The 23,442-nt window shown below is 40.7% G+C and carries 34 protein-coding genes and 2 pseudogenes; 17 read left to right on the forward strand and 19 right to left on the reverse strand.

The window, feature by feature from the left end; genetic code table 11:
• Window positions 1–60: 60 nt before the first annotated feature.
• A complete protein-coding gene (locus CDC33_RS32205; RefSeq protein ID WP_280524476.1) occupies window positions 61–1,656 on the reverse strand; it encodes a strawberry notch C-terminal domain-containing protein in 1,596 nt (531 codons plus the stop codon).
• Between CDC33_RS32205 and CDC33_RS39345 the strand changes: the two genes are divergently transcribed.
• Complete coding sequence (locus CDC33_RS39345; protein WP_181374265.1) at window positions 1,650–1,790, forward strand: hypothetical protein; 141 nt, start codon at window positions 1,650–1,652, stop codon at window positions 1,788–1,790. The genes CDC33_RS32205 and CDC33_RS39345 overlap by 7 nt on opposite strands.
• A gap of 216 nt (window positions 1,791–2,006) precedes the next feature.
• On the opposite strand, the gene CDC33_RS32210 is transcribed toward CDC33_RS39345, so the two are convergent.
• From CDC33_RS32210 to CDC33_RS40750, 9 genes are all read right to left on the reverse strand, one after another.
• Complete coding sequence (locus CDC33_RS32210; RefSeq protein WP_109012778.1) at window positions 2,007–4,424, reverse strand: hypothetical protein; 2,418 nt, start codon at window positions 4,422–4,424, stop codon at window positions 2,007–2,009.
• Window positions 4,425–7,202 (reverse strand): DEAD/DEAH box helicase, encoded by a 2,778-nt coding sequence (locus tag CDC33_RS32215; protein ID WP_109012779.1) that lies wholly within the window; start codon window positions 7,200–7,202, stop codon window positions 4,425–4,427.
• Between the two features lie 61 nt (window positions 7,203–7,263).
• Window positions 7,264–7,596, reverse strand: coding sequence for a MerR family transcriptional regulator (locus CDC33_RS32220; protein ID WP_109012780.1), 333 nt, complete (start codon window positions 7,594–7,596; stop codon window positions 7,264–7,266).
• A gap of 46 nt (window positions 7,597–7,642) precedes the next feature.
• On the reverse strand, window positions 7,643–7,972 hold the full coding sequence (locus tag CDC33_RS32225) for a hypothetical protein (protein WP_109012781.1): 330 nt from the start codon (window positions 7,970–7,972) through the stop codon (window positions 7,643–7,645).
• Entirely contained in the window at window positions 7,969–8,238 is a 270-nt protein-coding gene (locus tag CDC33_RS32230; protein ID WP_109012782.1) for a hypothetical protein, read from the reverse strand. The genes CDC33_RS32225 and CDC33_RS32230 overlap by 4 nt, the downstream gene beginning before the upstream one ends.
• A 65-nt stretch (window positions 8,239–8,303) precedes the next feature.
• Window positions 8,304–9,065 (reverse strand): hypothetical protein, encoded by a 762-nt coding sequence (locus tag CDC33_RS32235; protein ID WP_109012783.1) that lies wholly within the window; start codon window positions 9,063–9,065, stop codon window positions 8,304–8,306.
• A 44-nt stretch (window positions 9,066–9,109) separates the two neighbouring features.
• Entirely contained in the window at window positions 9,110–9,325 is a 216-nt protein-coding gene (locus CDC33_RS32240) for a hypothetical protein (RefSeq protein WP_109012784.1), read from the reverse strand.
• Window positions 9,318–9,644 carry a hypothetical protein gene (locus tag CDC33_RS32245; RefSeq protein ID WP_109012785.1) on the reverse strand — a complete coding sequence of 109 codons (327 nt, stop codon included), beginning with the start codon at window positions 9,642–9,644 and terminating at the stop codon, window positions 9,318–9,320. Before CDC33_RS32245 ends, CDC33_RS32240 begins: the two co-directional genes overlap by 8 nt.
• A 21-nt stretch (window positions 9,645–9,665) precedes the next feature.
• Window positions 9,666–9,818: a hypothetical protein gene (locus CDC33_RS40750; RefSeq protein ID WP_244919445.1), complete on the reverse strand. Its 153-nt coding sequence runs from the start codon at window positions 9,816–9,818 to the stop codon at window positions 9,666–9,668.
• Between the two features lie 121 nt (window positions 9,819–9,939).
• Between CDC33_RS40750 and CDC33_RS41765 the strand changes: the two are divergent.
• The 6 genes and pseudogenes from CDC33_RS41765 to CDC33_RS40760 form a co-directional block, all read left to right on the forward strand.
• Window positions 9,940–10,149 (forward strand): annotated as a pseudogene (locus CDC33_RS41765) (hypothetical protein); the annotation flags it as partial.
• Window positions 10,150–10,161: 12 nt separating this feature from the next.
• Entirely contained in the window at window positions 10,162–10,938 is a 777-nt protein-coding gene (locus CDC33_RS32255) for a restriction endonuclease subunit S (RefSeq protein ID WP_244919554.1), read from the forward strand.
• Between the two features lie 336 nt (window positions 10,939–11,274).
• Entirely contained in the window at window positions 11,275–11,574 is a 300-nt protein-coding gene (locus CDC33_RS32260) for a type II toxin-antitoxin system RelE/ParE family toxin (protein ID WP_109013327.1), read from the forward strand.
• A gap of 25 nt (window positions 11,575–11,599) precedes the next feature.
• The gene (locus tag CDC33_RS32265; protein ID WP_109012787.1) at window positions 11,600–12,682 is read left to right on the forward strand and encodes a HigA family addiction module antitoxin; all 1,083 of its coding nucleotides are present in this window, start codon (window positions 11,600–11,602) and stop codon (window positions 12,680–12,682) included.
• Between the two features lie 10 nt (window positions 12,683–12,692).
• A complete protein-coding gene (locus CDC33_RS40755) occupies window positions 12,693–12,893 on the forward strand; it encodes a macro domain-containing protein (RefSeq protein ID WP_244919446.1) in 201 nt (66 codons plus the stop codon).
• Window positions 12,881–13,228, forward strand: a complete 348-nt coding sequence (locus tag CDC33_RS40760) for a macro domain-containing protein (protein WP_244919447.1) — start codon at window positions 12,881–12,883, stop codon at window positions 13,226–13,228. The genes CDC33_RS40755 and CDC33_RS40760 overlap by 13 nt, the downstream gene beginning before the upstream one ends.
• A gap of 89 nt (window positions 13,229–13,317) precedes the next feature.
• Here the strand turns inward: CDC33_RS40760 and CDC33_RS32275 are convergent, their stop codons facing one another.
• A complete protein-coding gene (locus tag CDC33_RS32275) occupies window positions 13,318–14,148 on the reverse strand; it encodes a hypothetical protein (RefSeq protein ID WP_109012788.1) in 831 nt (276 codons plus the stop codon).
• A 208-nt stretch (window positions 14,149–14,356) separates the two neighbouring features.
• Between CDC33_RS32275 and CDC33_RS32280 the strand changes: the two genes are divergently transcribed.
• Entirely contained in the window at window positions 14,357–15,463 is a 1,107-nt protein-coding gene (locus tag CDC33_RS32280; protein ID WP_244919448.1) for a type I restriction endonuclease, read from the forward strand.
• A gap of 49 nt (window positions 15,464–15,512) precedes the next feature.
• A complete protein-coding gene (locus CDC33_RS32285; protein ID WP_244919555.1) occupies window positions 15,513–15,725 on the forward strand; it encodes a DEAD/DEAH box helicase family protein in 213 nt (70 codons plus the stop codon).
• Here the strand turns inward: CDC33_RS32285 and CDC33_RS39350 are convergent.
• Window positions 15,655–15,828: a hypothetical protein gene (locus tag CDC33_RS39350; RefSeq protein WP_181374267.1), complete on the reverse strand. Its 174-nt coding sequence runs from the start codon at window positions 15,826–15,828 to the stop codon at window positions 15,655–15,657. The genes CDC33_RS32285 and CDC33_RS39350 overlap by 71 nt on opposite strands.
• Before the next feature lie 131 nt (window positions 15,829–15,959).
• Here CDC33_RS39350 and CDC33_RS32290 point away from each other — a divergent pair, with 131 nt between their 5' ends.
• From CDC33_RS32290 to CDC33_RS32295, 3 genes are read left to right on the forward strand one after another with little or no spacing between them, the layout of a single operon-like run.
• Window positions 15,960–16,544: a transposase gene (locus CDC33_RS32290; RefSeq protein WP_244919449.1), complete on the forward strand. Its 585-nt coding sequence runs from the start codon at window positions 15,960–15,962 to the stop codon at window positions 16,542–16,544.
• Complete coding sequence (locus CDC33_RS39355; protein ID WP_181373980.1) at window positions 16,528–16,680, forward strand: hypothetical protein; 153 nt, start codon at window positions 16,528–16,530, stop codon at window positions 16,678–16,680. The genes CDC33_RS32290 and CDC33_RS39355 overlap by 17 nt, the downstream gene beginning before the upstream one ends.
• On the forward strand, window positions 16,652–17,008 hold the full coding sequence (locus CDC33_RS32295) for a hypothetical protein (protein WP_109008668.1): 357 nt from the start codon (window positions 16,652–16,654) through the stop codon (window positions 17,006–17,008). Before CDC33_RS39355 ends, CDC33_RS32295 begins: the two co-directional genes overlap by 29 nt.
• A gap of 65 nt (window positions 17,009–17,073) precedes the next feature.
• Here the strand turns inward: CDC33_RS32295 and CDC33_RS32300 are convergent, their stop codons facing one another.
• The 5 genes from CDC33_RS32300 to CDC33_RS32320 form a co-directional block, all read right to left on the reverse strand.
• Window positions 17,074–17,424, reverse strand: a complete 351-nt coding sequence (locus tag CDC33_RS32300; protein ID WP_109012789.1) for a hypothetical protein — start codon at window positions 17,422–17,424, stop codon at window positions 17,074–17,076.
• 145 nt (window positions 17,425–17,569) lie between these two features.
• Complete coding sequence (locus tag CDC33_RS32305) at window positions 17,570–17,935, reverse strand: retroviral-like aspartic protease family protein (protein WP_109012790.1); 366 nt, start codon at window positions 17,933–17,935, stop codon at window positions 17,570–17,572.
• Window positions 17,932–18,249 carry a hypothetical protein gene (locus tag CDC33_RS32310; RefSeq protein ID WP_109012791.1) on the reverse strand — a complete coding sequence of 106 codons (318 nt, stop codon included), beginning with the start codon at window positions 18,247–18,249 and terminating at the stop codon, window positions 17,932–17,934. Before CDC33_RS32310 ends, CDC33_RS32305 begins: the two co-directional genes overlap by 4 nt.
• A gap of 109 nt (window positions 18,250–18,358) precedes the next feature.
• A complete protein-coding gene (locus CDC33_RS32315) occupies window positions 18,359–18,850 on the reverse strand; it encodes a hypothetical protein (RefSeq protein ID WP_244919450.1) in 492 nt (163 codons plus the stop codon).
• The gene (locus CDC33_RS32320; protein WP_146195891.1) at window positions 18,831–19,172 is read right to left on the reverse strand and encodes a hypothetical protein; all 342 of its coding nucleotides are present in this window, start codon (window positions 19,170–19,172) and stop codon (window positions 18,831–18,833) included. The genes CDC33_RS32315 and CDC33_RS32320 overlap by 20 nt, the downstream gene beginning before the upstream one ends.
• Before the next feature lie 87 nt (window positions 19,173–19,259).
• Between CDC33_RS32320 and CDC33_RS39960 the strand changes: the two genes are divergently transcribed.
• On the forward strand, window positions 19,260–19,583 hold the full coding sequence (locus CDC33_RS39960) for a hypothetical protein (protein WP_146195892.1): 324 nt from the start codon (window positions 19,260–19,262) through the stop codon (window positions 19,581–19,583).
• A pseudogene (locus CDC33_RS40765) lies at window positions 19,513–20,022 on the forward strand (transposase); the annotation flags it as partial. The gene CDC33_RS39960 and the pseudogene CDC33_RS40765, both read left to right, overlap by 71 nt.
• 7 nt (window positions 20,023–20,029) lie before the next feature.
• Here CDC33_RS40765 and CDC33_RS32330 read toward each other — a convergent pair.
• The gene (locus CDC33_RS32330) at window positions 20,030–20,347 is read right to left on the reverse strand and encodes a hypothetical protein (RefSeq protein WP_146195893.1); all 318 of its coding nucleotides are present in this window, start codon (window positions 20,345–20,347) and stop codon (window positions 20,030–20,032) included.
• Between the two features lie 363 nt (window positions 20,348–20,710).
• Here CDC33_RS32330 and CDC33_RS32335 point away from each other — a divergent pair, with 363 nt between their 5' ends.
• Complete coding sequence (locus CDC33_RS32335) at window positions 20,711–21,481, forward strand: sigma-70 family RNA polymerase sigma factor (protein WP_109012795.1); 771 nt, start codon at window positions 20,711–20,713, stop codon at window positions 21,479–21,481.
• Between the two features lie 151 nt (window positions 21,482–21,632).
• Here CDC33_RS32335 and CDC33_RS32340 read toward each other — a convergent pair whose 3' ends face one another.
• Window positions 21,633–22,220 carry a Uma2 family endonuclease gene (locus CDC33_RS32340; RefSeq protein WP_109012796.1) on the reverse strand — a complete coding sequence of 196 codons (588 nt, stop codon included), beginning with the start codon at window positions 22,218–22,220 and terminating at the stop codon, window positions 21,633–21,635.
• Between the two features lie 23 nt (window positions 22,221–22,243).
• On the opposite strand from CDC33_RS32340, the gene CDC33_RS40770 reads away from it, so the two are divergent.
• Window positions 22,244–22,657 carry a zinc ribbon domain-containing protein gene (locus CDC33_RS40770; RefSeq protein WP_244919451.1) on the forward strand — a complete coding sequence of 138 codons (414 nt, stop codon included), beginning with the start codon at window positions 22,244–22,246 and terminating at the stop codon, window positions 22,655–22,657.
• Window positions 22,593–23,435 carry a strawberry notch-like NTP hydrolase domain-containing protein gene (locus tag CDC33_RS32350; RefSeq protein ID WP_280524477.1) on the forward strand — a complete coding sequence of 281 codons (843 nt, stop codon included), beginning with the start codon at window positions 22,593–22,595 and terminating at the stop codon, window positions 23,433–23,435. Before CDC33_RS40770 ends, CDC33_RS32350 begins: the two co-directional genes overlap by 65 nt.
• The last annotated feature ends 7 nt before the right edge of the window (window positions 23,436–23,442 follow it).

Consider the following 23,442-nt stretch of genomic DNA (forward strand, 5'->3'; position numbering starts at 1 on the left):
AGTAAGTTTTTGAGAGAAAAAAAGACCCAGATTAAATGCCTGGGTCTTTGAGGTTGGGAATCATCCCAAGATTTCAATCACAGCCGCTAGAATAGCTGGGGCTTTGTCTGAAACCGGAATGAATACCCGCTTTTGCCAGTTGATGATCTCGGTGAAGCAACCCACAGCTAAGAGTCGCTCTGCCAGTGAGATAGCATTAACCAGTTCTATGCGAGGTTCATTAGCAACGAAAGACCGCCGCAGCGTAATTCCTCCTGGTAGTTGCTGTGTATATTTCTCGTTTAGTACCAGCTTCACAAGTTCTTCAGGAGAAAGCAGCTGGTTCCTTAGTCCAAGTTGTTCGCGCACGGTTTGAATGTCATGAGCATTCACCACCCGACCGAGAATCTTTTGTCCATCGCTGGTTTGCAGTCGGAATACTCGACTATTGTGCTGTGGTAGTATTTTCCAGATGGGTAGGAGAATACCAGTTACCAAATGTAGGGAATCGGTAGTGAACTTGGGCAGTGCGTCTACTTCAATAGACCAAGCAGCAGCAAAGGTATCAGCCGAAACCTGCCGCCAAGTGGAAGATTCCAAGTCTTGGACTGGTAGGCGAGTTTCTTTCTGTGGGCGAATCAGCAAAACTCTTGGGACAACTCCACCCTCAGAGTCGAATAGACTATGCGTTGGAATTGTTATCGCCGCACGACCTTTCTCATTCACCATGAATTGCCCTTGGTACTTGGCAGCAAACTCAACCATCTCAATATCCGTTTTGATGTTGTTCTTCTGAACTCGCTCAATTTTGAGGTAGTTGGTGACGCTACCTGTGGCAGGGTGGGTGTAGACAGCTTCTTGGCTCAATACAGTAAAGCGTTCAGCCCGGAGTGTCTCTACACCCATCTCATAAACCCCTGCCGCGATCGCTGCTTCAATCTGCTGACTTAGCAACAACTCAAAACGCTCGAAAATGATGTTTTGCATATCAATTCGTAGAGCCAACAGGCGATTGAGGAATTGCCGCAATGGGGGCAAGTCGATTTTCATCCCGCCTTCGTGAGAGGTTAAGCACAGTCCAGTCATTTGCTCGAACTTTCCTAAAGGCACTTCATAAAATCGACCTTGGTATATTTGCCTGAATAACTCATACAGGGCGTGTTCTGCATAATTTGATTCCAGATTATCCTTAGCCTCAAATATTCCATTGCCACCCGTCTGCCGTTGACCACGAGTAAGAGCGCCCAAGCTATCCAGCCTTCGGGCAATGGTTGAGATAAAGCGGCGTTCACCGATGACGTTAATGGTAACAGGTCTGAACACGGGTGCTGATGCTTGGTTTGTACGATGCGATCGCCCAAGCCCTTGAATTGCGTTGTCTGCTCTCCAGCCGGCTTCTAAAAGATAGTGCGATCGCCGCCGCCGATTCATAGCGTTGAGGTCAGCGTGATAACTTCTGCCTGTCCCACCAGCGTCACTGAAGATGAGGATTTGTTTGTCTCCCTGCATAAATGCAGCAGTTTCAGCAATATTCGCCCCACTGCCCCGTGAATCAACGAACAAACGCCCCGAATCATCTTTCAGAACTCGCTTGCTACGACCTGTAACTTCAGCCACTTGCTTGTTACCGAAGTGCCATAGTAACTGCTCTAGGGGAGCAACGCGAAAAAGTGAGATCGGGGTTTAGTTCTCAATTACACCCCTATATTCTCAACAAAATCTGGTTTTTTAGTTGCGATCGCATCCTGAAACAAGCTATATACGTCCCAGATTTTAGCACCTCACAAAATCGCGTTGCTCCCCTGCTCTAGTGCGCCAGGGATTGGATCAAGACATGCTAACTTATCGACTAAGGCATCTCTCAAGGCTACAGCTTCAATAGAGATAACTGGAGAGCCATCAGCGTCAAAGACTGGCTCTGAGCGTTAATTTCTATCTCATTAAGCAAATTTTAGTTTTAATACTTATTTAAAACCCATACAGTAGATGAAGCTACAGATTATTGATTTTGTTTGATAAAATTCTGGTTAAGAATGTTTATCTTGCGAAGCAAACTCTAACAGTTTTTGCATTTCCAAAATATGTCTTTCGTTAAATCGAATTTTGGTCGATTTATGGCAAAGTTTAATATGTACTTCATATTCTACAGTGCCTCCGTCATTATAGGGACGAAATCTACGTATTTGTTGCAGTATATCTTCTTCAACTTCAACTGATCCATGCTTGAACTTGGCGCAGCAATTAGGACACAAACATAAAACATTACCAGGACGGTCTATCCATCTAGCATTTGTGTAAGATACTATATAAAGTCCTTCAAAATAAGGATAACCATCTTGTTTTGGAAATGTTACTTCACAAATTTGACATTGCCCATCATACAGTTGTTTTAGGAAACCTCTTATTGTCTCAGTATTTTTAGATTCCCATCGAGTTGTTGGAATTTTCTTAAAACGTTCAACTTTTAGTGGTTCTTCTTTTTGAGCATCCCGAATTTCATTTATAATTTTATCGCCTCTTGCTTTAGGATTAGGTATTGGAATTAATAAAATATCATTATCTAGTGACTTAAATTCTTTTTCCCCGGGTTGATTAAATGCTGCCTGAAAAGCAGTAACATAATCAAACTCAGTATTATTCTGGTTTGGCTCAAAGTCTAATTCATATTCTTCTAAATTAGATTGTTGAGATTTTCTGTTTAAATCATCAATTATCTTTTTAAATTGAGGTAATTTATCTAAATTAGAAATCATAAATTCTAAATCTTCTAATTTAATATTTTTCTTAAATTGTTTAGATAACAATTTTGCTATTTTTTGAGAAGTTTCAGTTGGTTTTAATTTTAGGGTATTAGCCAATTTGCTATTTTTTAAAAAGTCATCATTTAGGTCATCAATAGATAATTCACATGGTTTAAAAAAAACATTATTTTTATTGGGTAGCCATTGATATTTACAAGCAATTATTCCCATTTTTGAATATTGTGTGCAGAGAGGTTGAGAGTTAGTAAACTTTTGATTTGTAGATTTTTCAACCTCACCATTTATATGTTGATAATTGGGTAGTAATAAATCGTTCCACACAAAAAGAGCTTTGCCGTAAGATGGATTAGTTTTCAAAGCAAATTCTAGCCCATCTATTTCACAGTCAGGATCAAAGCCATTAAGCCCACGCTGATAATTCCTTGCTTTATTAGAAATAATAATATTTCCTTTACTATCAGATTTTTTGCAAAATACTTTTACTTTCTCGCTAACCCCTAAAATCTCAAACTGTTCTTTTTCTGGAAATGATTCATCAAGAAACCAAACATTTGGATTACCTTTGAAATATATTTCCAGGTTAGAAGAGCGAAAATATATTATTTCTCCAGTCTTATTGCCAGGATACCTATATTCTATTTTACCCGTTGTTATATTAAGAGAGCGAATAAATGGAGTTTCTTTAAGTTGATTTATTAAATATTTTCTTTTTTCTTGGGTAGCACTCGACAATGCAGTGAACTTCAAAGCCTGAATAATTTTATCAATATTCTTTTGATGCTGAATTTTGTCATGAATATCAATATTCTTTTGTTTGTATTTTGGAATAGTTTTTTCGACAACTTCAGCAAAAATATCTGGCTCTGAAAATCCTAATACTTGTAAGAAGTATTTAACATCTTTACCAAAAAACTTATTCTGTAAAATATTAATTTTTACAATAGGGAACTCTGTCTCTTCACCTGAAGACAATGGAATATAAGCGTTCGGCAAACCATCTTGTCCAAAAGGTGCTACGTGTTTATTATTTTGTAAGCGGATAAAAGGTTTGTTACGTAATATACCATCACTCCGCCAAAGAGCTTCTTGTTTAATAAGGAAAGCATAAAAACAGGCTATCCATTCATCTGATTGAATGTTAATAAAGTTTTCAGTAAATTTTCGCCCAAAATCTTCTGGTTCAACTTCTTGAATTTTTAGTTCTTCAGTCAGATATCGGTAAATCTCAGGAGTTTTTCCTTGAGTAATTTCATCAGAAACCCATGTGTAAGTGCTACCATACAGTTGTTGTAATTGATTTTCTAAAATTAGTTGGCGGAAATCTTTGCTTCTGGCTAACTTTGCTTGTGTTGCTGAAACAAATCTACCTTTTTCATCATTTTGCTTAGTTCCTTCAAGGATATTGCAAATACCACGAACGTCAGGTTCATCAAACGGCTTTCCGAAGTGACTTACTTCCAAACGATCATTATAAAGCCGAAATGTAAGGCTTTTAGGAAGCTCGCTATCTGGGTCATTTTGATGTCGGCGTGAAAGTGCATCTTCGGTATTTTGAATTATTTCATCAATAAAGTGGGTTTGGTCATTATAAAGTACTCTAGCTAAAAACTCTCCAATTTTGTTTAAAGTTTCAGCAGTCCCATTAATATTATCGTCTTTAATTTTTGTATAGTCGCTAACCATTTAGTTTTTACCTTTTATTATTAAAATTCCCACAGCAAGCCTCTGACTTATAATGTCTGCTTCACGACGATTCTCTAAATTTTGCCGCTTAGTTTCATAATCTCGTTGAATGCGTGATTGCTCTGACTCTTTCATCCGAATAATCCGCTCATCCTTCGCTTGATTGAGTTCAGTTTCCACACGTTGAAGGCGATTTTGATAATAAGCATCAAGACTAGCCAGTTTGCGATTAAATAGCGCATTATTTCTTTCTCGCAATTCATTGAGTTCTGTTAAACGGTACTGGTGTACAGTCTCATCTAGTTGTTGAATGCTGGAATCGATTAAAGATGGCGGGAAGCTGACATACTCTGCTGGCTGTACAGCGTGGCTCAACAAGCGCACCAACGCTGCTGACGTTTCAGGTGCAAGACATGAATTATCAATATTCCAAGCTTTTCCCACTAGCCGCACTTCTGGACGCACAGCAACTGTTTCCCAAAGGTCGCAAACAAAAAAGTACCGTCCTCTTGGCACTGTATTATCATGAATTGCAACCTGCGTAACAAGCGGCTCATCTATGCTTGCTAAATAAGCGATCGCTACCCGCGCTAAAGGATGAATAGGCGTAATAAATGGAATGTCTCTATGTTCGAGAGCTATTTGCTGGTCAAACGTGAGTTGCCAATGCGGATCATTACTTTCCAGCCAACGTATAAAAGCAATTGTGGAACGGTCTAATTGTTTGAGAGAACGTACTTTTTTAAGCAGATCCCCGCGTCCATTTTTATTCAGGCGTAGTCGATAGATTTCTGAATGACGACTATCAACAGTCAATTGCCCTTCTAATGTCGGTTGTTCCAAAAATATTTCAATCAGCTGACGTAGATCATCAGAGGAAACAAATTTGTCTTCAGCAACTAGGGTGTCAACATCTGAAGTAAATCCCTCATCAAGTCCTAACAATGACCCACCTTCTTCTTCCAGCCGATTTTGTTCAGCTGCTAGACGGAGTGCATTGTCTGCCATTTGCTGTGCTTTCTGTTCAGCTTGTTCAGAGCTAAGATTGGGGTCAAGTGCTAAACGAGTTAAGTCTTGCACAACATCCCCTAATACTTCCTCCAAATCCCCTATTGTGTCTTGAAAGATGCCTAAGCGTTCAAAGCAACGGAAGAAGATGCCCTCTTCAACAGTGCCTGGAGTAACAAAATTAAATATCAGTACCTTTTCGCTTTGCTGACCAAAACGGTCGATCCGTCCAATACGTTGTTCAATCCGCATTGGATTCCAAGGGATGTCGTAATTTACCAGGCGATCGCAAAATTCATAATCTAATCCTTCACAACCTACCTCAGAAGATAAAAGAATATCGAGCGCATCCGGGTCATCACTAGGTAAGCGGAAACGCTCTCTTAACCTTTCTCTTGTTGCATCTTCAACCTTTCCAGTTATTACCTCTACTCTGTAACTAGCTGCTTGCAAGTGTTTTTGCAGATAAGCCAATGTATGCAAAAAGAAAGAAAAAATCAGTACTTTGCCAGAACCTTTACCTAGTAGTGTTTCCTCAATTATTTTTAATAATTGCTCTAACTTCGGGTCATTTGGAGGTAAAGCAATAGCTAACTTACGCAGATTCTTAGCTTTTTCTAGTAAATCAGGGATAAGTTTAGTATCCTCATCCTCTATTTCAATGTTGTCACTAATATCGGAAAGGGCAATTTTGCCAGTTTGAATGAATTTATTGAGTGTAGGTACAAGAGCTGGTAAACAACTAGCTGCTTGACGCTCTAAAGTATCAGTGATCAGCCTTATCACCTGTTCTTCATAGTCTAGAGAGAGCATTTCTCGACGAAATTCAATCAATGCTTGATAAAACTCTTCTTGTTCTGGTGTGAACGGTACAGAAATAGTGTGTGGTTCACGAATCGTAAATTTTCCAATATCTCTCCTACGAGTACGATTCATTACATGAGCCAGTAAATGCACCTCTTCTAAATCCCGCAAACAATTGATCCGATCTGCATCAGTTAATGTTGCACGTTCCTGAAATTTATGATACCAATCTAAAAATCTAGGATCTTGGCTTAGTACTTGCTTACCCCAGCTTGTTGTTGCAGCATCTCGTAATGCTTGGAATGCTAAAGTTTGCCAAGTACTTTGGAATCTGCAACTGCGAATATGCCGAATGGCTTGGTTGAGATGCTGATTAGGTTGCACCATCTCGTTGAAAACTGTCTCATCAATAAACAGGTCTGGACGTAACAGATTAAGTAATGTGTAGAGGTTGCGATTGCCAAGATGTAGCGGTGTCGCGGAGAGAAAAATTACAGCTTCACTGATTTCGCAAAGGAATTTCACTACCTCATGAGAACTAGTTCCTGGATTCCTAACATGATGTGCCTCGTCCACAATAACCAAGCTAAAGTGGGGCGATGGTTTAAGAGTCATTAATCCAGGACTAGAGCGGCGACCTTTCGTTCCCTTGCAATATTTATCAATTCTTAGAAGTTCTAGGTGGACTATGGCACGCGAATACTGTGGAGGCCAAACTCCATCTAAATTGGTTTCTCCCAAACAGTAGGAAAGAGTTTCTGAAGTCAGTGGTCGAAACTCTTCATCGAAACGGCGCATTTCCACTTGCCATTTAGAAACGAGAGCTTTAGGACAAACGATCAGAATGTTGTCTAACTGTTGACGGGTTTGGAGTTCCCGTAATATTAAACCAGCTTCAATAGTTTTCCCCACACCAACTTCATCGGCAATTAATAACCGAGGCTGGTCAGCACGCAAAAAACGCAATAAAGGTTTGAACTGAAAGGGTATAAACTTGATGCGTGCTGATTGGAGGGCATAGAGATTATCAATTTGTGGATGAGAAAGCCTTGCTGCTGTTAATCTGGCACGAAATTCTTGTACACTCAGCCATACGCCGAATAGCTTTGAGCCATCCTCGTTTTACCCATTTAGCTACAGTACAGGGGTTCAACGAAAGAGCTTGAGCAATTTGGCTACAACTATAATTGTCGAGAGTGGGACGTGCAGAATAACCCAACGCATAGAGCTTTTTATGAACAGCTAAAGTTGTGCGATGATAGCCTCGTCTTCTAAGTCTGTATGCTATCTGTTTAGGTGTGTAAGCTTCAGACATTTCATCAAGAATTTCTAATTCTTGAGGAGTCCATTTTTTCTTCATTTGTTAACCTCCAGAATTGCTGAGAAAAATATTTAGGGAAACTAATTTATTGGTGAGGTGTTTTTTCTAGCAGTTTGTACCTGTCCCAATTCTTGGGGTTATGAGGCGATGACCTTGCTTGCTCAATCTCCCAGTTTTGAGAAGTAATATCAAATAGTTCAATTGCAGCATCAAACCCGCATTGTAAAAACCTGGTGCATGATTCTTCAGACCATAGAATTGATTCAACAATTGCAGTCAAAAGCTTGAGATTAGTTTCAGTTGCCGCTCCTTCTCTTTGGAGCCATTCAATTGTTTCAAGCAGTTCTTTTTTAGAAGATGCCGCAGTAGATGATGGTAGTGCAGCGATGGGCATAGAACCTGTTAGTTGTTTCATAAATCCTCCAATTCCCTAACACCCGAATCAGTTGCCACCTTCTTTTGAGATTTGGCTTTACTGATTTGAAATTCCGACGCTTTAATTACTGGCATTGCAGCAACTTTGACTGCTGCTTTAGCTTGGTGGTAAAGGAATTGAACTACGCCCGAAGCATCTTCTTCATCTTCCACTTGCGCCCAGAGAGAACAGCCTACTTCGAGAGATTCGTAGTTTCCTAAGTTGAATTTTCTTGAATAATTAATTGAGACAGTACCGATTTTCATGGAGTGATTTTGTTGCTAATTGATGTAGTGGCGACTCTTGAGCGAATCGCCTTTATAATGCTTAATTACCGTTTGTTACCTTGTGGCAATACTTGTTGATTTTGAGCTTGTAAAGATGCTCTTGCCTCTGCTTCCGAAACAGCCGGTAATGCAGGCGCGGTAACAATCGCGTTTGATGCCCAGCGTTCGTAAGTCTCGTTAGTCACCCAGTGCAATGTCGCCCCTGATTCTGCACCAGAGCGAATCATCTCGGCTGCAACGAGAGCATCATGCTCAAAATCAGATTGTGGGTTGCGGTAAGACCACTGAATGAACCAATACGTTCCCAACGCACCTTCTACCTTCTGGAACTCGGCGCAGAAGATGTAGTTTTTGAGGACAGATGCGATCGCGGCGTAGCAGAATTCTTTCGGATCTCCGGGCATTCCATCCTCACACCATTGTTGGAAAGCACGATGAGCGAAATGGTTGTACAGTCCAGCAAATGAATCCTTACTCCGGCGGTGCATCAGAAAACTTAAAAGCATGGACGCTGGCCCTTTAAACTGATCCTTGAGTCCGCCTGTCACTGGAATCACCCACAATTCGGTAAATGGTTCATTGGTGAAGTTCTCGTTGATTGTGAGTAGACGGTCAGGGCGAGAGATTGCGATCGCAAAGTCTGCCTTACTTCCCTTGAGATATCCCCCCGCTTGTGCTTCTAAAATCGTCAGTTTCGGGGGGCAATCAAGAAGGAATTGCCCGTATTCTTTAGCACAGTTAGCTTGTAGTTTTGGTTGACTGGGTGGGATGAGAAAAACGCTGTTGTTGATTTTGATAGTTTCCATGTGTGCAAAGTGATGGCTGTGTTTGTTTGAATGAGTTAATGGACTTAGTTAGTCGGCAATTTGTCAGAATCTTGTGTGATTGTCAGTAAAAAACCGTGTTTGGTATTCTGCACTCGTACTAGTTCTCTATCGAGTAATGATTGGATTACTGCTCGTGAGAAATTAATGCTGTGTAAAGGAGCAGAACCACCATAGCGGCGCAAGAAAAGCAGCAAGCTAGCAGCCGTGAGGTCAGAGCAGTTTTTGGGCGATTTAGCCATCAGCTAGACCTCCAGGAATTGCTTTTAATTCGTACTTAAGCAGTTCAAGTTGGCGTAGACATTTTTCTATTTCAGCTTGAATTTCTGCTCTCAATTCCTGTGGTGTCAGTAATTTAATTTCGTTCTCTAAGTGATTTCCTTCATCAATAGAATTAATATCAGGCATGACGATGTACCGCCAGCCTTCGCCATATTCGTATGCTAAAAGACTATCGCTTGGGTAATACTTGATGCCGATAATCAGTCCTTGTTCTGCACGTTGTCTCAAGGTGAAACAGGGGTATTTCCAACCGTGTGGAATGGTGATTGTTGGTTGCATGGTTGTAATTGGTGAAGTTAACTATGCTGCTATGGCTTTATCTGTAACTCTGGATTTCTTTGCTACTTTCATGAAGTCATCCAACCCAACTGCTGCTTCTGCTGCTTGAGCATACCGAATCTGATCCATAGCGTTAGACCAGTGGGTGATGTGCTGAAATATCACCCCAATCATTGAATGACCTTTATAGACCCGATAATTCCTGGGGCAGGCTCCATTGACGTAAACGAGTGTGTAACCAGGGATTTCGATAATCTCTGCATTTGGGTCTGTTGCAAGAGTTCCCAGTTATAAAATTGCTTTAGCTCAACGTCTTCTTACACTTCGTGCTAGCTCTGAAGAACTTGATGCTGGTTATTTATTTTGGTTACTGAATTGGTCTGAGTCTCGCCAAAGATTAGAACAAAAATCAACAGGTTCAACAGTATTAGGAATTAAACAATCCGTATTTCGTAAGATTGTCTTTCGATTTCCTCCTTTACCTGAGCAACCTCGCATTGCTGAAATTTTGGATACAGTGGATGAAGCGATCGCACGCACATCTTCCCTTATTATAAAACTTAAACAAACCAAAGCCGGACTACTGCAAGACTTACTCACACGCGGCTTAGATGAAGATGGCAAATTGAGAGATCCACAGGCGCATCCTGAAAAATTCCAAGATTCACCACTGGGGCAAATTCCAAAGGAGTGGGAAGTAGCGACAATTGGCGAAGCCTGCTCGCTTGTCAAGGATGGGTCACACCTCCCACCTAAGCGTGTTGAAAATGGCCCATTACTATTGAGTGTTCAAAACATGATAAATGGCGGTTTTCAACTAACTGAAGGTGATACCAGAATCTCTTGGGATTTTTACAAAACCATGCACAAGAATTGGCAGATTCAGATTGGAGATGTATTACTTGCAATTGTGGGAGCAACTATTGGTAAGACGGCTGTAGTACGGCCAATGCCCCCGTTTACTTTGCAACGTAGTGTGGCAGTGCTTCGAGGAAAGATAGATACTCTTGAAAACTCTTTTTTACATCTCTATATCTCAAGTGAGAAATTCCAGCGGTTAATTTGGCGCAAGGTGAACCAAACAGCACAACCAGGGCTTTATTTAGCAGAATTAGCCTCTTTTTATATCCCTCTTCCCAGCCTTAAAGAACAAAAAAATATTACTGCTGTAATTGAGTCTCAAAATACTCGGTTACGCACAGAAGAAGCTTACCTTAACAAGCTCAAACTTCAAAAACAGGGACTAATGCAAGACTTATTAACCGGAAAAGTGCAAGTTAGGAAAATCAAGTAATCCAACAGTAAAAAGTGTTTATAGTCTCAATAGCAATATCCAGCAATGGCTATACCCTTGATATAGCTAACTTGCCCTTATTTTTGTTTTGTAGTATATTTGTACTAATAAAGCTAGATGATGAGGTTTAAGTAAAGTATGTGGTTAGAGGAAAATATCGAAACCCTTGACAGTATTAGGTTTGCACTAACTTTCAACATAATCTGAGAATCTTTACAAACTGCTTAAAATTCTTATCACATTAAGATTTAAAATTAAAATATCAGTGATTCACCCCAAAGCTGAATTTTGCCGTAGTATAATGCAGAATCCGCTGCATTTACCTTGGGGGGAGCTTTGCGTTTTTATTTCAAAAAGAAGAAACTCGAAGCACTTTACACAGAAGAAAAAGATGCTCATAAATATCCAGGTGTGGTTGATGACTTTTTTGAAGTCATGTCGATTATTGATGCTGCTGTCGATGAGCGAGAATTATATGCTCTAAAAGGGTTGAGATTTGAGAAACTCAAAGGTAAACGAGGAAAACAAGGACAACGTTCCTTACGTTTAAATGACCAGTGGCGTCTAATCGTGGCAGTGGATGAGGATGAACAGGGACATTACCTCACAATAATCGATATCGAAGATTACCACTAACCGGAGCAGCAGGAGAGACAGCAATATGAGCCAAAAGCTAACACCAGCAAGAGTAACAACACCAGGAAAAATTTTAAGTAGAGAATTAGAAGCGCGTGGCTGGACACAGAAAGATTTAGCAGAAATTATGAGTCGTCCAGTTCAAACCATCAACGAAATTATCCGGGGAAGTAAGCAAATTACACCAGAAACAGCTATCGAACTCTCCCAAGCTTTGGGGACTTCTCCTGAGTTCTGGACAAACCTTGAGGCAAAATATCGTCTTCATCTAGCGGGAAAAGAAAAAAATGAGCAAGATATAGCTCGTAAAAGCCGATTGTATACAATAGCCCCCATCTCCGAACTCATCAAAAATAGGTGGATTCAAGCAACAGATTCGATTGATGAATTAGAACAGCAAGTCTGTAATTATCTCGGAATCTCGTCTTTAAATGAAATACCCCAATTAGCAGTTAACTTTCGTTGTTCCGAACATAGAGAACCAGAAGAAACCTCTCGGATAGCTTGGATAAAACGAGTTGAGTATCGAGCCAAACAACAAACAGTTGCTAATTTTGACCGCAAGCAACTAGAAGCTGCTATCCCTGAAATTCTTGCTTGTGCTGAACAAGTAGAAACTATTGCGCGAATTCCTAAATTGCTAGCAGATTTAGGAGTACATTTTGTAATCGTGCCTCATCTAAAAAAAACCTATCTCGATGGTGCAGCTTATTACTTGAACGATAAACCAATTATTGCCTTGACATTGAGATATGACCGGATTGACTCATTTTGGTTTACTCTTATGCATGAGTTAGCACATATTGTTTTAGGACATCAAGGGATTTATTTAGATAACTTAGATGCTTTAGAAGACAATGACGAAGAGAAAGAAGCTGATAAAGAAGCTGCTAACTGGTTGATAGAACCTCAAGCCTTTAAGGTTTTTATTTCTGGGGTTAAAAAATACTTCTCTCGTCAAGCAATTGAAGAATTTGCTTACACTCATCGCAGATATCCAGGGATAATTCTTGGTCGTTTACAGCATGACAAATTAGTTGACCACAAAAACTTGAGACCGTTACTCGTGAAAGTAAGCCCTCTGTTGGAAAATTGGATTGATAACTAGGTTAACATAGTTGGTTAACATAAGTATGTTTGAATTTAAGCAAGGCAACCTATTAGAAGAAGAAGCAGAAGCTCTAGTTAACACTGTTAATTGTGTTGGTATCATGGGCAAAGGGATTGCCTTGCAATTCAAGCAAGCTTATCCTGCTTCCGCCACTATGAGAAAGCCTGTAAAGCTAGTGAAGTCCAGCCAGGACGGATGTTTATCGTAGCAACAGGTAGCTTATTAAAGCCCAGATGTATTATCAACTTCCCTACAAAGCGCCATTGGAGAAATAATTCAAAAATAGAAGATATTAAAAGGGGACTGGTGGCTTTGGTGCAACAAGTACAGCGATTAGATATTACATCAATTGCAATACCAGCTTTAGGATGCGGTAATGGTGGCTTGAATTGGGCTGATGTTAAGCCACTGATAGAATCAGCCTTTGCCCAACTACCAGATGTGCAGGTAATTATTTTTGAGCCGTTATCCCAAACTAGCACAAGTATAGTGAGCAGGCGATCGCTCTGGTACATGAATGGAGCGAAAGAAAGTGCAACCTAATTTAACCCCAACTCATTCGCAAAGCTTGACAGCGTTCACATAAGCAAAAATTGGCTAACTGCTATGGAGATGCAATAATAATTATTAAATTAAGAACGATTTTTTATTTTATTAAGTTTAGGAACTGCATAAACTGAATCATTAGCAGCCCGACCAACTAGAAGAAAGTTCTCCTCTCCGAGACACTCTTCCGGCCATGTAGAGCGCTTTATAGGACGTAAATCAATTTGTAAATTAGCCTTATCGCCTGAAGGAAGCTGATTAAATTTATCCAGACTTAGTAATTTTTCATAGCTGGGGAGCTGGTGAGTAATTAAAAAAGCAATCGGATAAAACTTAATCATATTAAAAAAACCACTGGTTTGAAGGTTTCCTCTTACGGCTGGCATTGCAAAATCCCTGAGTATACTAATTGTTTCATAAGGATAAACCCAATAAAAAATATGAATCTCATCAGGAATTGGTAACGACGGATCTAAAATACAAGGTCTTATAATGGTATCTACAACGACTTCATCTGTCTGTGTTTTCGCTGCAAGAAGATGACCTAAAACAGAACGCATAATTGCATTTGGATAGCATTCAACCTCGAAAGAATCTGGCAGAATTACACTACTTCCAATAAAACTTTCAATTTTCTGACTAAAGTCACCTAAAGCCCAATCATATCTATTACCTAATTTATTATTACAATCGCTACATATTGTTTTATAACTTACTCCTTTTTGAGACATTCTGGGACGAAATGAGCGATCTCCAATCATTTGATAAAACAGCTTGGAAATAACTGTATTTTTAGCTGGAGGACAAGCTTGAGGAGGCACATGATCTTCCGATAATTCTTTCTCTAGTTGGCAGATATTACAAATTCTGTCTTTCTTTTTAAACTTTTCAACAATCGATTGTTTGGAATTTTTCATAATACTAATTAGATATAGTAATAACTATGCTCAGTGTGTTAGTTAGTTATAGCTTCCCTACAAGCATATTGGTAGTACATTTATACCATTTATTTTAGATTAAAAAAACAAACAGATGTTATAAAGGGTAAATTACTAGCTAAAAATGATACTTTTTAGTATTGATATAAAAGTATAAATACTGAAACACTGCCCAAAAACAAAAATAATGCCAGAAAGCCCAGAATTTACCCATGTAGAAAAACCAACCATTGATCAACTCATCAGTATGGGTTGGCATTATGTGGAAGGTAACTGGAACGACCCTCAAGTTACCGAACGCGAAAACTTCAAGCAAGTTCTACTGACAGAGCGCCTCAAAGCCGCTATCAAACGCATCAACCTGGATGACAACGGTAATCCCTGGCTCGATGATCTTCAAGTGCAAACCGCAGTGAGTCAGTTAGAACGCTTGGGTGCAAATAGATTAATGGAGGCTAACCAAGCCGCCACAGAATTACTACTCAAAGGAACTACAGTTTTAGGACAAGACGGCAAACAGCATACTGTTCATTTTATTGAATTTGACCCTGAACATTGCGATCGCAACGATTTTCTCGCCATCAATCAATACCGAGTAGACCCACCTTGGGCAACAGGTAATCGGGGGTTTATAGTCCCAGACATGGTACTATTTGTTAACGGCATTCCTCTAGTAGTGATTGAATGTAAAAGTCCTAATTTAGATAACCCGATAACTGAAGCAATTCAAGACTTATTGAAATATTCCAACCAACGGGGTAGCAGTCAACCAGAAGGCGCAGAAAAATTATTCCACTACAATCTACTGATGATAGCAGCCTCTAGAGGGCGGGCAACAGCCGGAACCATCGGCGCAAATTATGAACATTATGTTGATTGGAAAGATACCATTCCCAGTCCCCAAGCGGAAATTGCTGCACAATTAGGCGTTTCTGAATTGAATTTTCGCCAAACCCTAATCGCCGGAATGCTGAAACCAGCTAATCTGATCGACATTTTTCGTAATTTCACTCTATTTAAAACTAGTGGCGGACGCACCATCAAAATTGTCCCCCGTTACCAGCAATATCGAGCAGTTTATAAAGCACTGTACCAACTTCAACACAATCAAACCCGCGCTGAACATGGCACAGATGACCAACGCGGTGGCATTATCTGGCATACCCAAGGTTCAGGTAAAAGCCTGACAATGGTGGGAGCAACGCGATTTTGTGAGGTGCTAAAATCTGGGACGTATATAGCTTGTTTCAGGATGCGATCGCAACTAAAAAACCAGATTTTGTTGAGAATATAGGGGTGTAATTGAGAACTAAACCCCGATCTCACTTTTTCGCGTTGCTCCCATTGACGAAGCACACCGTTCTCACGCCAAAACCCTCCACACTAATTTATTAGAAGCCTTACCTAACTGTGTCCGTATCGGCTTCACTGGTACACCGATTGTCAAAGCTGCCAAAAAAACCACGCTGCAAATTTTTGGTTCATTTATCGACGAATACAATATCCGCCAATCCCAAGAAGATAAAGGGGAGCAACGCGATTTTGTGAGGTGCTAAAATCTGGGACGTATATAGCTTGTTTCAGGATGCGATCGCAACTAAAAAACCAGATTTTGTTGAGAATATAGGGGTGTAATTGAGAACTAAACCCCGATCTCACTTTTTCGCGTTGCTCCCGTTCGACAAAGACTAAAAGAATGGTATCAAGAAGCAGATGCCAAAACAGGAAAAAAAAGAACTGCTATAGATGTAACTAAGTGCTTTGCTCCCCTACTCCAATGGATTTTGAGTATGTGGAACAGTGAAGAAAAATGGCTTCCTCTTGCGGTAGATAGCACTAATATTGGACAACACTTCACGGTTCTTTCTGTTCATGTTCTCTATCGGGGTTGCGGCATTCCTGTAGCTTGGAAAATTGTCAAAGGAACAGAAAAAGGAGCTTGGAAACCTCATTGGCAGCAATTATTCCAATCATTGAAAGATGTTGTTCCTCCGGAAATGCAAGTCGTTGTTTCAGCAGATAGAGGACTCTATGCTGACTGGTTGTTTGACGCAATTTGCGCTTTGAATTGGCATCCTTTTTTACGAATTAATTATACTGGAACATATCAAATTAGAGGAGAGACCGAATGGCAGTTTTTAGATAAACTAGTACAAAAAACAGGGACGAGTTGGTCTGGAATAGTCACCTGTTTTAAAACTAATCCACTCAATTGCACAATACTTGCCCGTTGGGATGAAGGTTACAAAGATCCTTGGTTAATTGTCACGGATTTACTACCCCAACAAGGGGATGCTCTCTGGTATTCTTTACGTTCTTGGATTGAGTGTAGTTATCGGGAGGGAGCAACGCGAAAAAGTGAGATCGGGGTTTAGTTCTCAATTACACCCCTATATTCTCAACAAAATCTGGTTTTTTAGTTGCGATCGCATCCTGAAACAAGCTATATACGTCCCAGATTTTAGCACCTCACAAAATCGCGTTGCTCCCTTATCGGGATATCAAAAGTGATGGTTGGCAGTGGCATAAAACTCGTTTACGAGAACCAAATAGAGCCGAAAGGGTATGGTTAGCTATGGCTGTAGCTACCCTTTGGACTATAACAATTGGCACTGATATAGAGCCACATTACCTAAATAATTTATCGAAAGAACTTTCTCCAAATCATCTGGACAAAAAACAAGATATTCCCAAAAAAACTGTTTGTAAGATTTCTTGTTTTCTTCAAGGTTTAATTCATATTCTTGCTGACTTACTTAACGGCAAGGCTATTTCTTTAACTGGTTTGTTTCCACAACCCTACCACAGTACATCTGCTGCTGCTGCCAATACTTCCTAATCTCAATGAATGGTTCTGGCGTAAAAAAGCTTCCTTGTCTACTTTCCCCCCAAGTCTTCCAAGTCTTACCTCATTCTAGATCTGATTGTAAAAAACCTACACTTGTGAGCCGGGGCAGACCCACCATCCACGCTTAAATTTACAATCGGCAACAGCAAGCTCAAGGTAGTAACATCCCCCCCAACATCAGGATTGAGAACAGTCCCAAGCGTCACGCTGACCAAAGTGCCAATCTCTGTGTTTAGTGTGCGAATTTCATTCCCCTTGAAGATTTGGGGCGATTGAGGCAGCGAGCTAATCGAGTAGGTTAGTTTCGGTTCTTTATCTTTTACTGAGTAAACAATGCTAAGGTCAATTTCATGAAGTACAAAGGTGTTAGGTTGTTTGACAACAATTGATTCGATTGGTTGTGCCATGATGATTCCTTTTTAAACATAAGGTTAAGCTTGTTTGCTAACCATGAAGCTCTTTCTTAATTCCAATACTATTCTTTCCTAATTGGATTGATAATTAACTATTTTTAGGTACTTATAGAAGCGATAATTAATTATTTTTAGGTACTTATCCCAACGTCAATTCACCCGACTGGATATCAACGACTAACCGACGATTTGTTAACCATTGACGACCGAGTAAAACTTCTGTTAAATCTTTGCCAACATGTACAGGGATGTCAAACTCTTGACCATCAAATAGTACTTGACCAACATAGATGTCAAATTTTACATCTCCCCGTGCAGTTCGCATTGTTTGCTCTCGTAAACGCTCCCAACCAAGTGCATCTATATCTTGGTCATTAATCGCTAACCAATACGAAAACCCTGTATCAAACATCGCCTCAACAGGTAATTCTAATCCATCTGATGTTATTAAATTAATTTCAAAAAGTAGTGCATCCTCATCACCAAAAAAACCGGAAATCGTCATATCGTGCCGCAAGCCCCAGACTCATTAATCCGAAAAGTATAGTGGATTTTGCCTGGATGCTGTTGGCGACACTGTAATGAGACTACTTCTAAATCTTTATCAACAAAATATTCTCCACTATCCGGTTCAACTGCAACAAACCAGTTGTAGTGAGTTTCAATTAATTCTGATTTTACTCGCTCAAAAATAGGTTGACAACGTTGGTAAAAAGCCTCGCGTTCGGCTTCACGTCGTGCAAATTGTTCCTCATTCCATTGGATTTCGGGAAATATTCTCCCCCTACGGACAACACGGGTAGACTTGGTTTCTGTCATGCTTTTTACCTATAAACCAATATCTATTATTTTAACGGTAAAGCTATCAAAGAGTGAACCGGGATTTCCGCCTCAGCTGCGTTTATTAAAATAATCATCGCTGTCGGGTTCAAGTAATTGGATGATACAATCCCGTTTTGTGATTAAATTCCCAGCCAATACCAGAAGTATCCTTGCGCTTAGACCATGCGAAAAAAAGCGGCGCGGGTTGACTTTCTCTTTCCTTACGAATAGTTTCTGGAGTTACCCCTAACCTTGAAGCCAAACTTTCTTCTGTAATTGGCTGAAACTTAACAGGTTGCCCTTGATTATAAGAATTGCCGTAGTATGACTTACCCCGCCTTGGTTGATTATTAATATTACTTTGAAGCTGCATAATTACCTCGGCAAATTGTGCTAGCCGATTATTTATAGAGTCGATTTTTTGTTCTAAATCGGCGAGATGCTGGTTACTGGATGCATCGCTACTAATATCACCCGACAAACGTAATTCTAGATTATCCAGTCGTTCGCAAATAGCTAATATCGTTTGGGAAGTAGAGTTGGCGCTTCTACTGTTACTGTCCAACGCCAGTATTAATTCATCCAAAGAGTGAAGCACCTCGCTTCCTTGTCCTTGTCGGTGCAGCCGGGATAACTCCCGCGTTTACTGAGAATAATGGTGTACCAGGGAATAATCGCCGCAGAATCTTCGATCTATCGGGTGCAAGCTCGTTGAGCATCAGACTTGCACCCCTAAGTTTAGCCATTTGTGCTAACAAACCAGTTCCGGCACTTGGCTCCAGAATCAAATCATCAGCCTTTATAAATGCTGCTTTGGCTACCAGATAAGCCAATGGTAACGGTGTCGAGAATTGCTGAAGTTGTACCGACTCTTCACTGCGCCGTGTTTGCGTTGGGCAAAGGGCTACTAACTTCTCCAATTCCAATAATAAGTAGAACGAGGTGAAAAAACCAAACTATGTAAAGATAAGTAAATACATAGAATTTTTCTATAAAGGTAACAGGAGATGGGCAGCCGTTTAAGGGTATTTTTGACTAGAGAGCAAGATAAAATTCTTTTTAACCTGAGAACAGCAGATGTACCCCAGAAGGTAAAAGACAGAGCAGAGGGGGAGCAACGCGAAAAAGTGAGATCGGGGTTTAGTTCTCAATTACACCCCTATATTCTCAACAAAATCTGGTTTTTTAGTTGCGATCGCATCCTGAAACAAGCTATATACGTCCCAGATTTTAGCACCTCACAAAATCGCGTTGCTCCCATTTTGTGCTTGGAGCGAACCAAGTTACAGTTATTACTTTCGAGGACAGCAAAAACGTTTAGAGCAGAGTAAACGTCGGGGTCGAAGGCTAAGTATTATTGGGTTTCTTCAACCCCTAATTAGTTTTGTGTATGGTTTGGTGATTGGCGGCGTTTCACGCAAATCTTATATACAGATGATGGAGCTTGAAGCGCTTGAAGCTCAAAAAACAGGACGCATCAGAGTAATCGTCCAGGACAACGGCCCGATTCATCGGTGTAAAGAAGTACAGCAATTATGGTCAAAGTGGGAAGGCATGGGTTTGTACATCTTCTTTCTACCCAAATATTGCTCAGAAATGAACCCGATTGAATTGGAATGGCAACATCTCAAAAAAGATGAACTAGCCGCGAAAACTTTTGAGGATGAGTTAGACCTTGCCTATGCCGTCATTGATGGAGTCCAAACGAGAGGAGAAAAAGGAAATTACAGTACACAACGTGTAAGATTTAACTCTAATTCTTCTGCTTAACTTTTTGTTACATACTTATAAATTTTCTCCACGACTTACTTACTGTTAGCGGCGACTCTAATAAAAGCTTGTAACCTTTTTGACGCAGATATAATATTTGCGCCACTTCCACAGCTTCGTAAGCATCTTTCCACTGCCATGCACCCTTTGCTGCCGTGCCGTGAAAGTGGCGATTCATCTGGGCTTGAACAGTTTTCGTAGAGAGAGGGCGATTATCTATTAAAACTTTTGCAAGCTCTTGGGCAACATTAATAACTGACTGCCCATAATCGATTACTGTTTGCAAATCGAATAAAGAACCTTGAGTGAAAAGTTGCTGTACCATTGCATCACCCACAATATTACTTTTTCACTTTTGCTATGGCGAAGCCTTTCTCTTATTAATAAATGAGGCAATTACTTGCCTCATTTGAACTTTTGAACCTTCAGACATTTATTCTTCGGTGATCAGCCGAGGCTTAAAAAGCGAATTAACCAGCTTTACGCGGTCTGCCTGGCTTGCGCTTGCCTGAAGAATTTACATCAGCCTTTATAGTTTTCGGTAACTTGTTGGCAGCATTGTTATTATTTGACAAAGATAAACATTGATTTAACTCTATGGTTAAGATTTGATTTGTAAGCTAATTCTTGAGATAAAACATTCTATTCAAACGAAAAATAAAAGTGTTCCTCATAATTAATTTAAAGTATGCCCAGCCCAACTACGGACTTAGTTCGCTCCTACCTCAAAGAAATCGGACGCTACCCTCTGCTAACTCCTGAGCAAGAAATTACAAATGCAAGGGCGTTGCAGCAGATGATGGCGATTGAAGAACAGCGATCAAGCCTTGCACTTCAATTAAACCGAGAACCAACCACAAGAGAATTAGCTACCTTGCTTGGGCAAAGCGAAGCTGAAGTACAGTCAATCGTTCAACAAGGTCAAAAAGCTAAACATAAAATGGTGACAGCTAACCTACGATTGGTGGTAGCGATCGCTAAAAAGTACCAGAATCACAATTTAGATTTTCTCGATTTGATCCAAGAAGGGGCACTGGGACTACAGCGTGGGGTCGAGAAATTTGACCCTAACAAAGGCTACAAACTATCAACCTATGTTTATTGGTGGATTACCCAGTCAATAACACGGGCTGTAGCAGATAAGTCTCGCACTATCCGCTTGCCAATCCATATCAATGAAAAGTTAAACAAAATCAGAAGAATACAGCAGCAACTGTCTCAATCGTTGGGTCGTCCTCCAGTTGTAGCAGAAATTGCCGAATCATTAAATCTGTCGCCAAGCCAAATAAGAGATTACCTTCAGGTTTCTAAGTCTCCAGTCTCACTCGAAATGCGAGTGGGAGATGAGGGTGAAACTGAACCCGCATTTCTCACAAGCGGTGCGATCGCTATTACCAAACCTTTATCAGGCTTAGATTTTGAGCGTTTTAGACACTGCACGAATCACAACAATATGTGAACGGCGTATTTTATCTCAAGTCTAAGTGGCATAAGCGTTTTGGGCTACTCGTTTAAACCTTTGTGAGAAATCCGGGTTCTGTGCTTGCTCTTAAGAGACGCTGCATTGCAACGTTTCAAATGTTGGGTGCGAAATGGGAAATTGCGTATTTCTAGGCATTTACAACCTTGGGAAATACCCGATTCAAGTCTAATAAAACATCTTCAAATCCAGGAATCGCTACTGACTGATGTGGTAAAGATATCTGCTTGCTGAGATAATTGAATTCACCTTGAGCATTTTGATAGGGTTGGCTATAACGCTCAAGTTGGCGAACATTTAAGTTGACAATCCAATAATCAGAAATTGCGGCTTCTGCGTAGATTTTTAACTTTGTTGTTTGGTCGTAATCTAGGGTTGAGTCCGAAATCTCAATCACTAAAAAAATATCTTCTGGATAAGGATGATGGGCGAGATAATCTTCGTCTTTGCCACGTGCTACCGCCACATCTGGTTCAGGTTCACTTTGCGAAGGCAAAGTAATCGGATCTTGTCCGCGAATCACAGCGCGATCGCCCAACAACCGATCCAATTGGCGGCATAAAATAGAACCGCAGACTGTATGAGGTGTGCCCTTGGCTACCATCTGAATTAGTTCTCCGCGAATCAACTCGATGCGATCGCTCTCCTTTAGAAATTCCAGTTCAATCAGCCGATGATATTCGTCAATAGTAAATCGTTTTGGTGTGACAACGTTCATGGGACATCATCGATTTAACTGTTATGTACTTTCTAGCTTACCATCTGTATTCAAGAGAGTGGAATTGCCCCAACTGTGGGATACATTACGACAGAGATATTAACGCAAGTAAGAATATTTTGGCTGCGGGACTCGCAGTTTCAGTCTGTGGAGCGAACATAAGACCTGACAGCCTTAAGGCTGAAGGGCAGTTGCGAAATACCCGTAAGGCTTGCCTTGAGCGTAGCCGAAAGGGAAAGAAACAGAAACCTAATAGTTCGCCAAGTGAACTTGGCGGGGTAAAGGGTAAGGGGGAAGGGGGAAAGGTTTCAAATCCCTTACCCCTTTCCCTTACCCCTTTCCCCAGTCCTCACTATCAAACTAGGCGATCCAATCCCCTTTTCGCAAGGTGTTCTCTTTGCTACATACTCTACTCTGCGATCGCAAAAAGGCGATAAAAGTCGGCTTAAGCAAATTATAGAATGGGCAGGCATTGACTTTTCAGGTGCGATCGCCTTTGATGAGTGCCACGCAATGGGCAACGCGATGGCTATTGAGGGAAAGTTGGGAATGGTGAAGGCATCCATGCAAGGTATCGTCGGTCTTCGGCTGCAAAATGCACTGCCTCTTGCACGGGTTGTCTACGTGTCAGCTACCGGAGCGACTAAAGTCTCTAACCTCTGCTATGCCAATCGTCTGGGACTTTGGCAGACTGGGGATTTTCCCTTTACTTCTCGTGAAGACTTTGTTGAGTCAATCGAAGTTGGCGGTATTGCGGCGATGGAAGTTGTTGCCAGAGATTTGAAAGCACTAGGATTATACTTGGCGCGATCGCTCAGTTTTGAGGGAGTTGAATATGACACATTGGAGATTGACTTAACTCCTACCCAAGAAAGAATCTACGACAGTTATGCCGACGCTTTCCAAATTATCCACAACAACTTATATAAGGCGTTAGAAGCGTGTAATATCTCCGGTGCGAAAACATACAACCGTATGGCTAAAATGTCCGCGATGTCACAGTTTGAATCCCACAAACAACGATTCTTTAACCATTTGCTGACCGGGATGAAATGCCCGAAACTGATTAAAGCGATTGAGCAGGATATCGCGCAAGGTCATGCTGTTGTTGTGCAAATAGTTTCGACCAATGAGGAACTGTTGAAACGACGACTTCATCAGGTTCCCGCTTCGGAATGGAAGGACTTAAACCTTGACCTGACTCCGCGTGAGTAGGGAGCAA

Source organism: Nostoc commune NIES-4072 (genome assembly GCF_003113895.1).
In the GTDB taxonomy this organism is placed as follows: Bacteria; Cyanobacteriota; Cyanobacteriia; order Cyanobacteriales; family Nostocaceae; genus Nostoc; species Nostoc commune.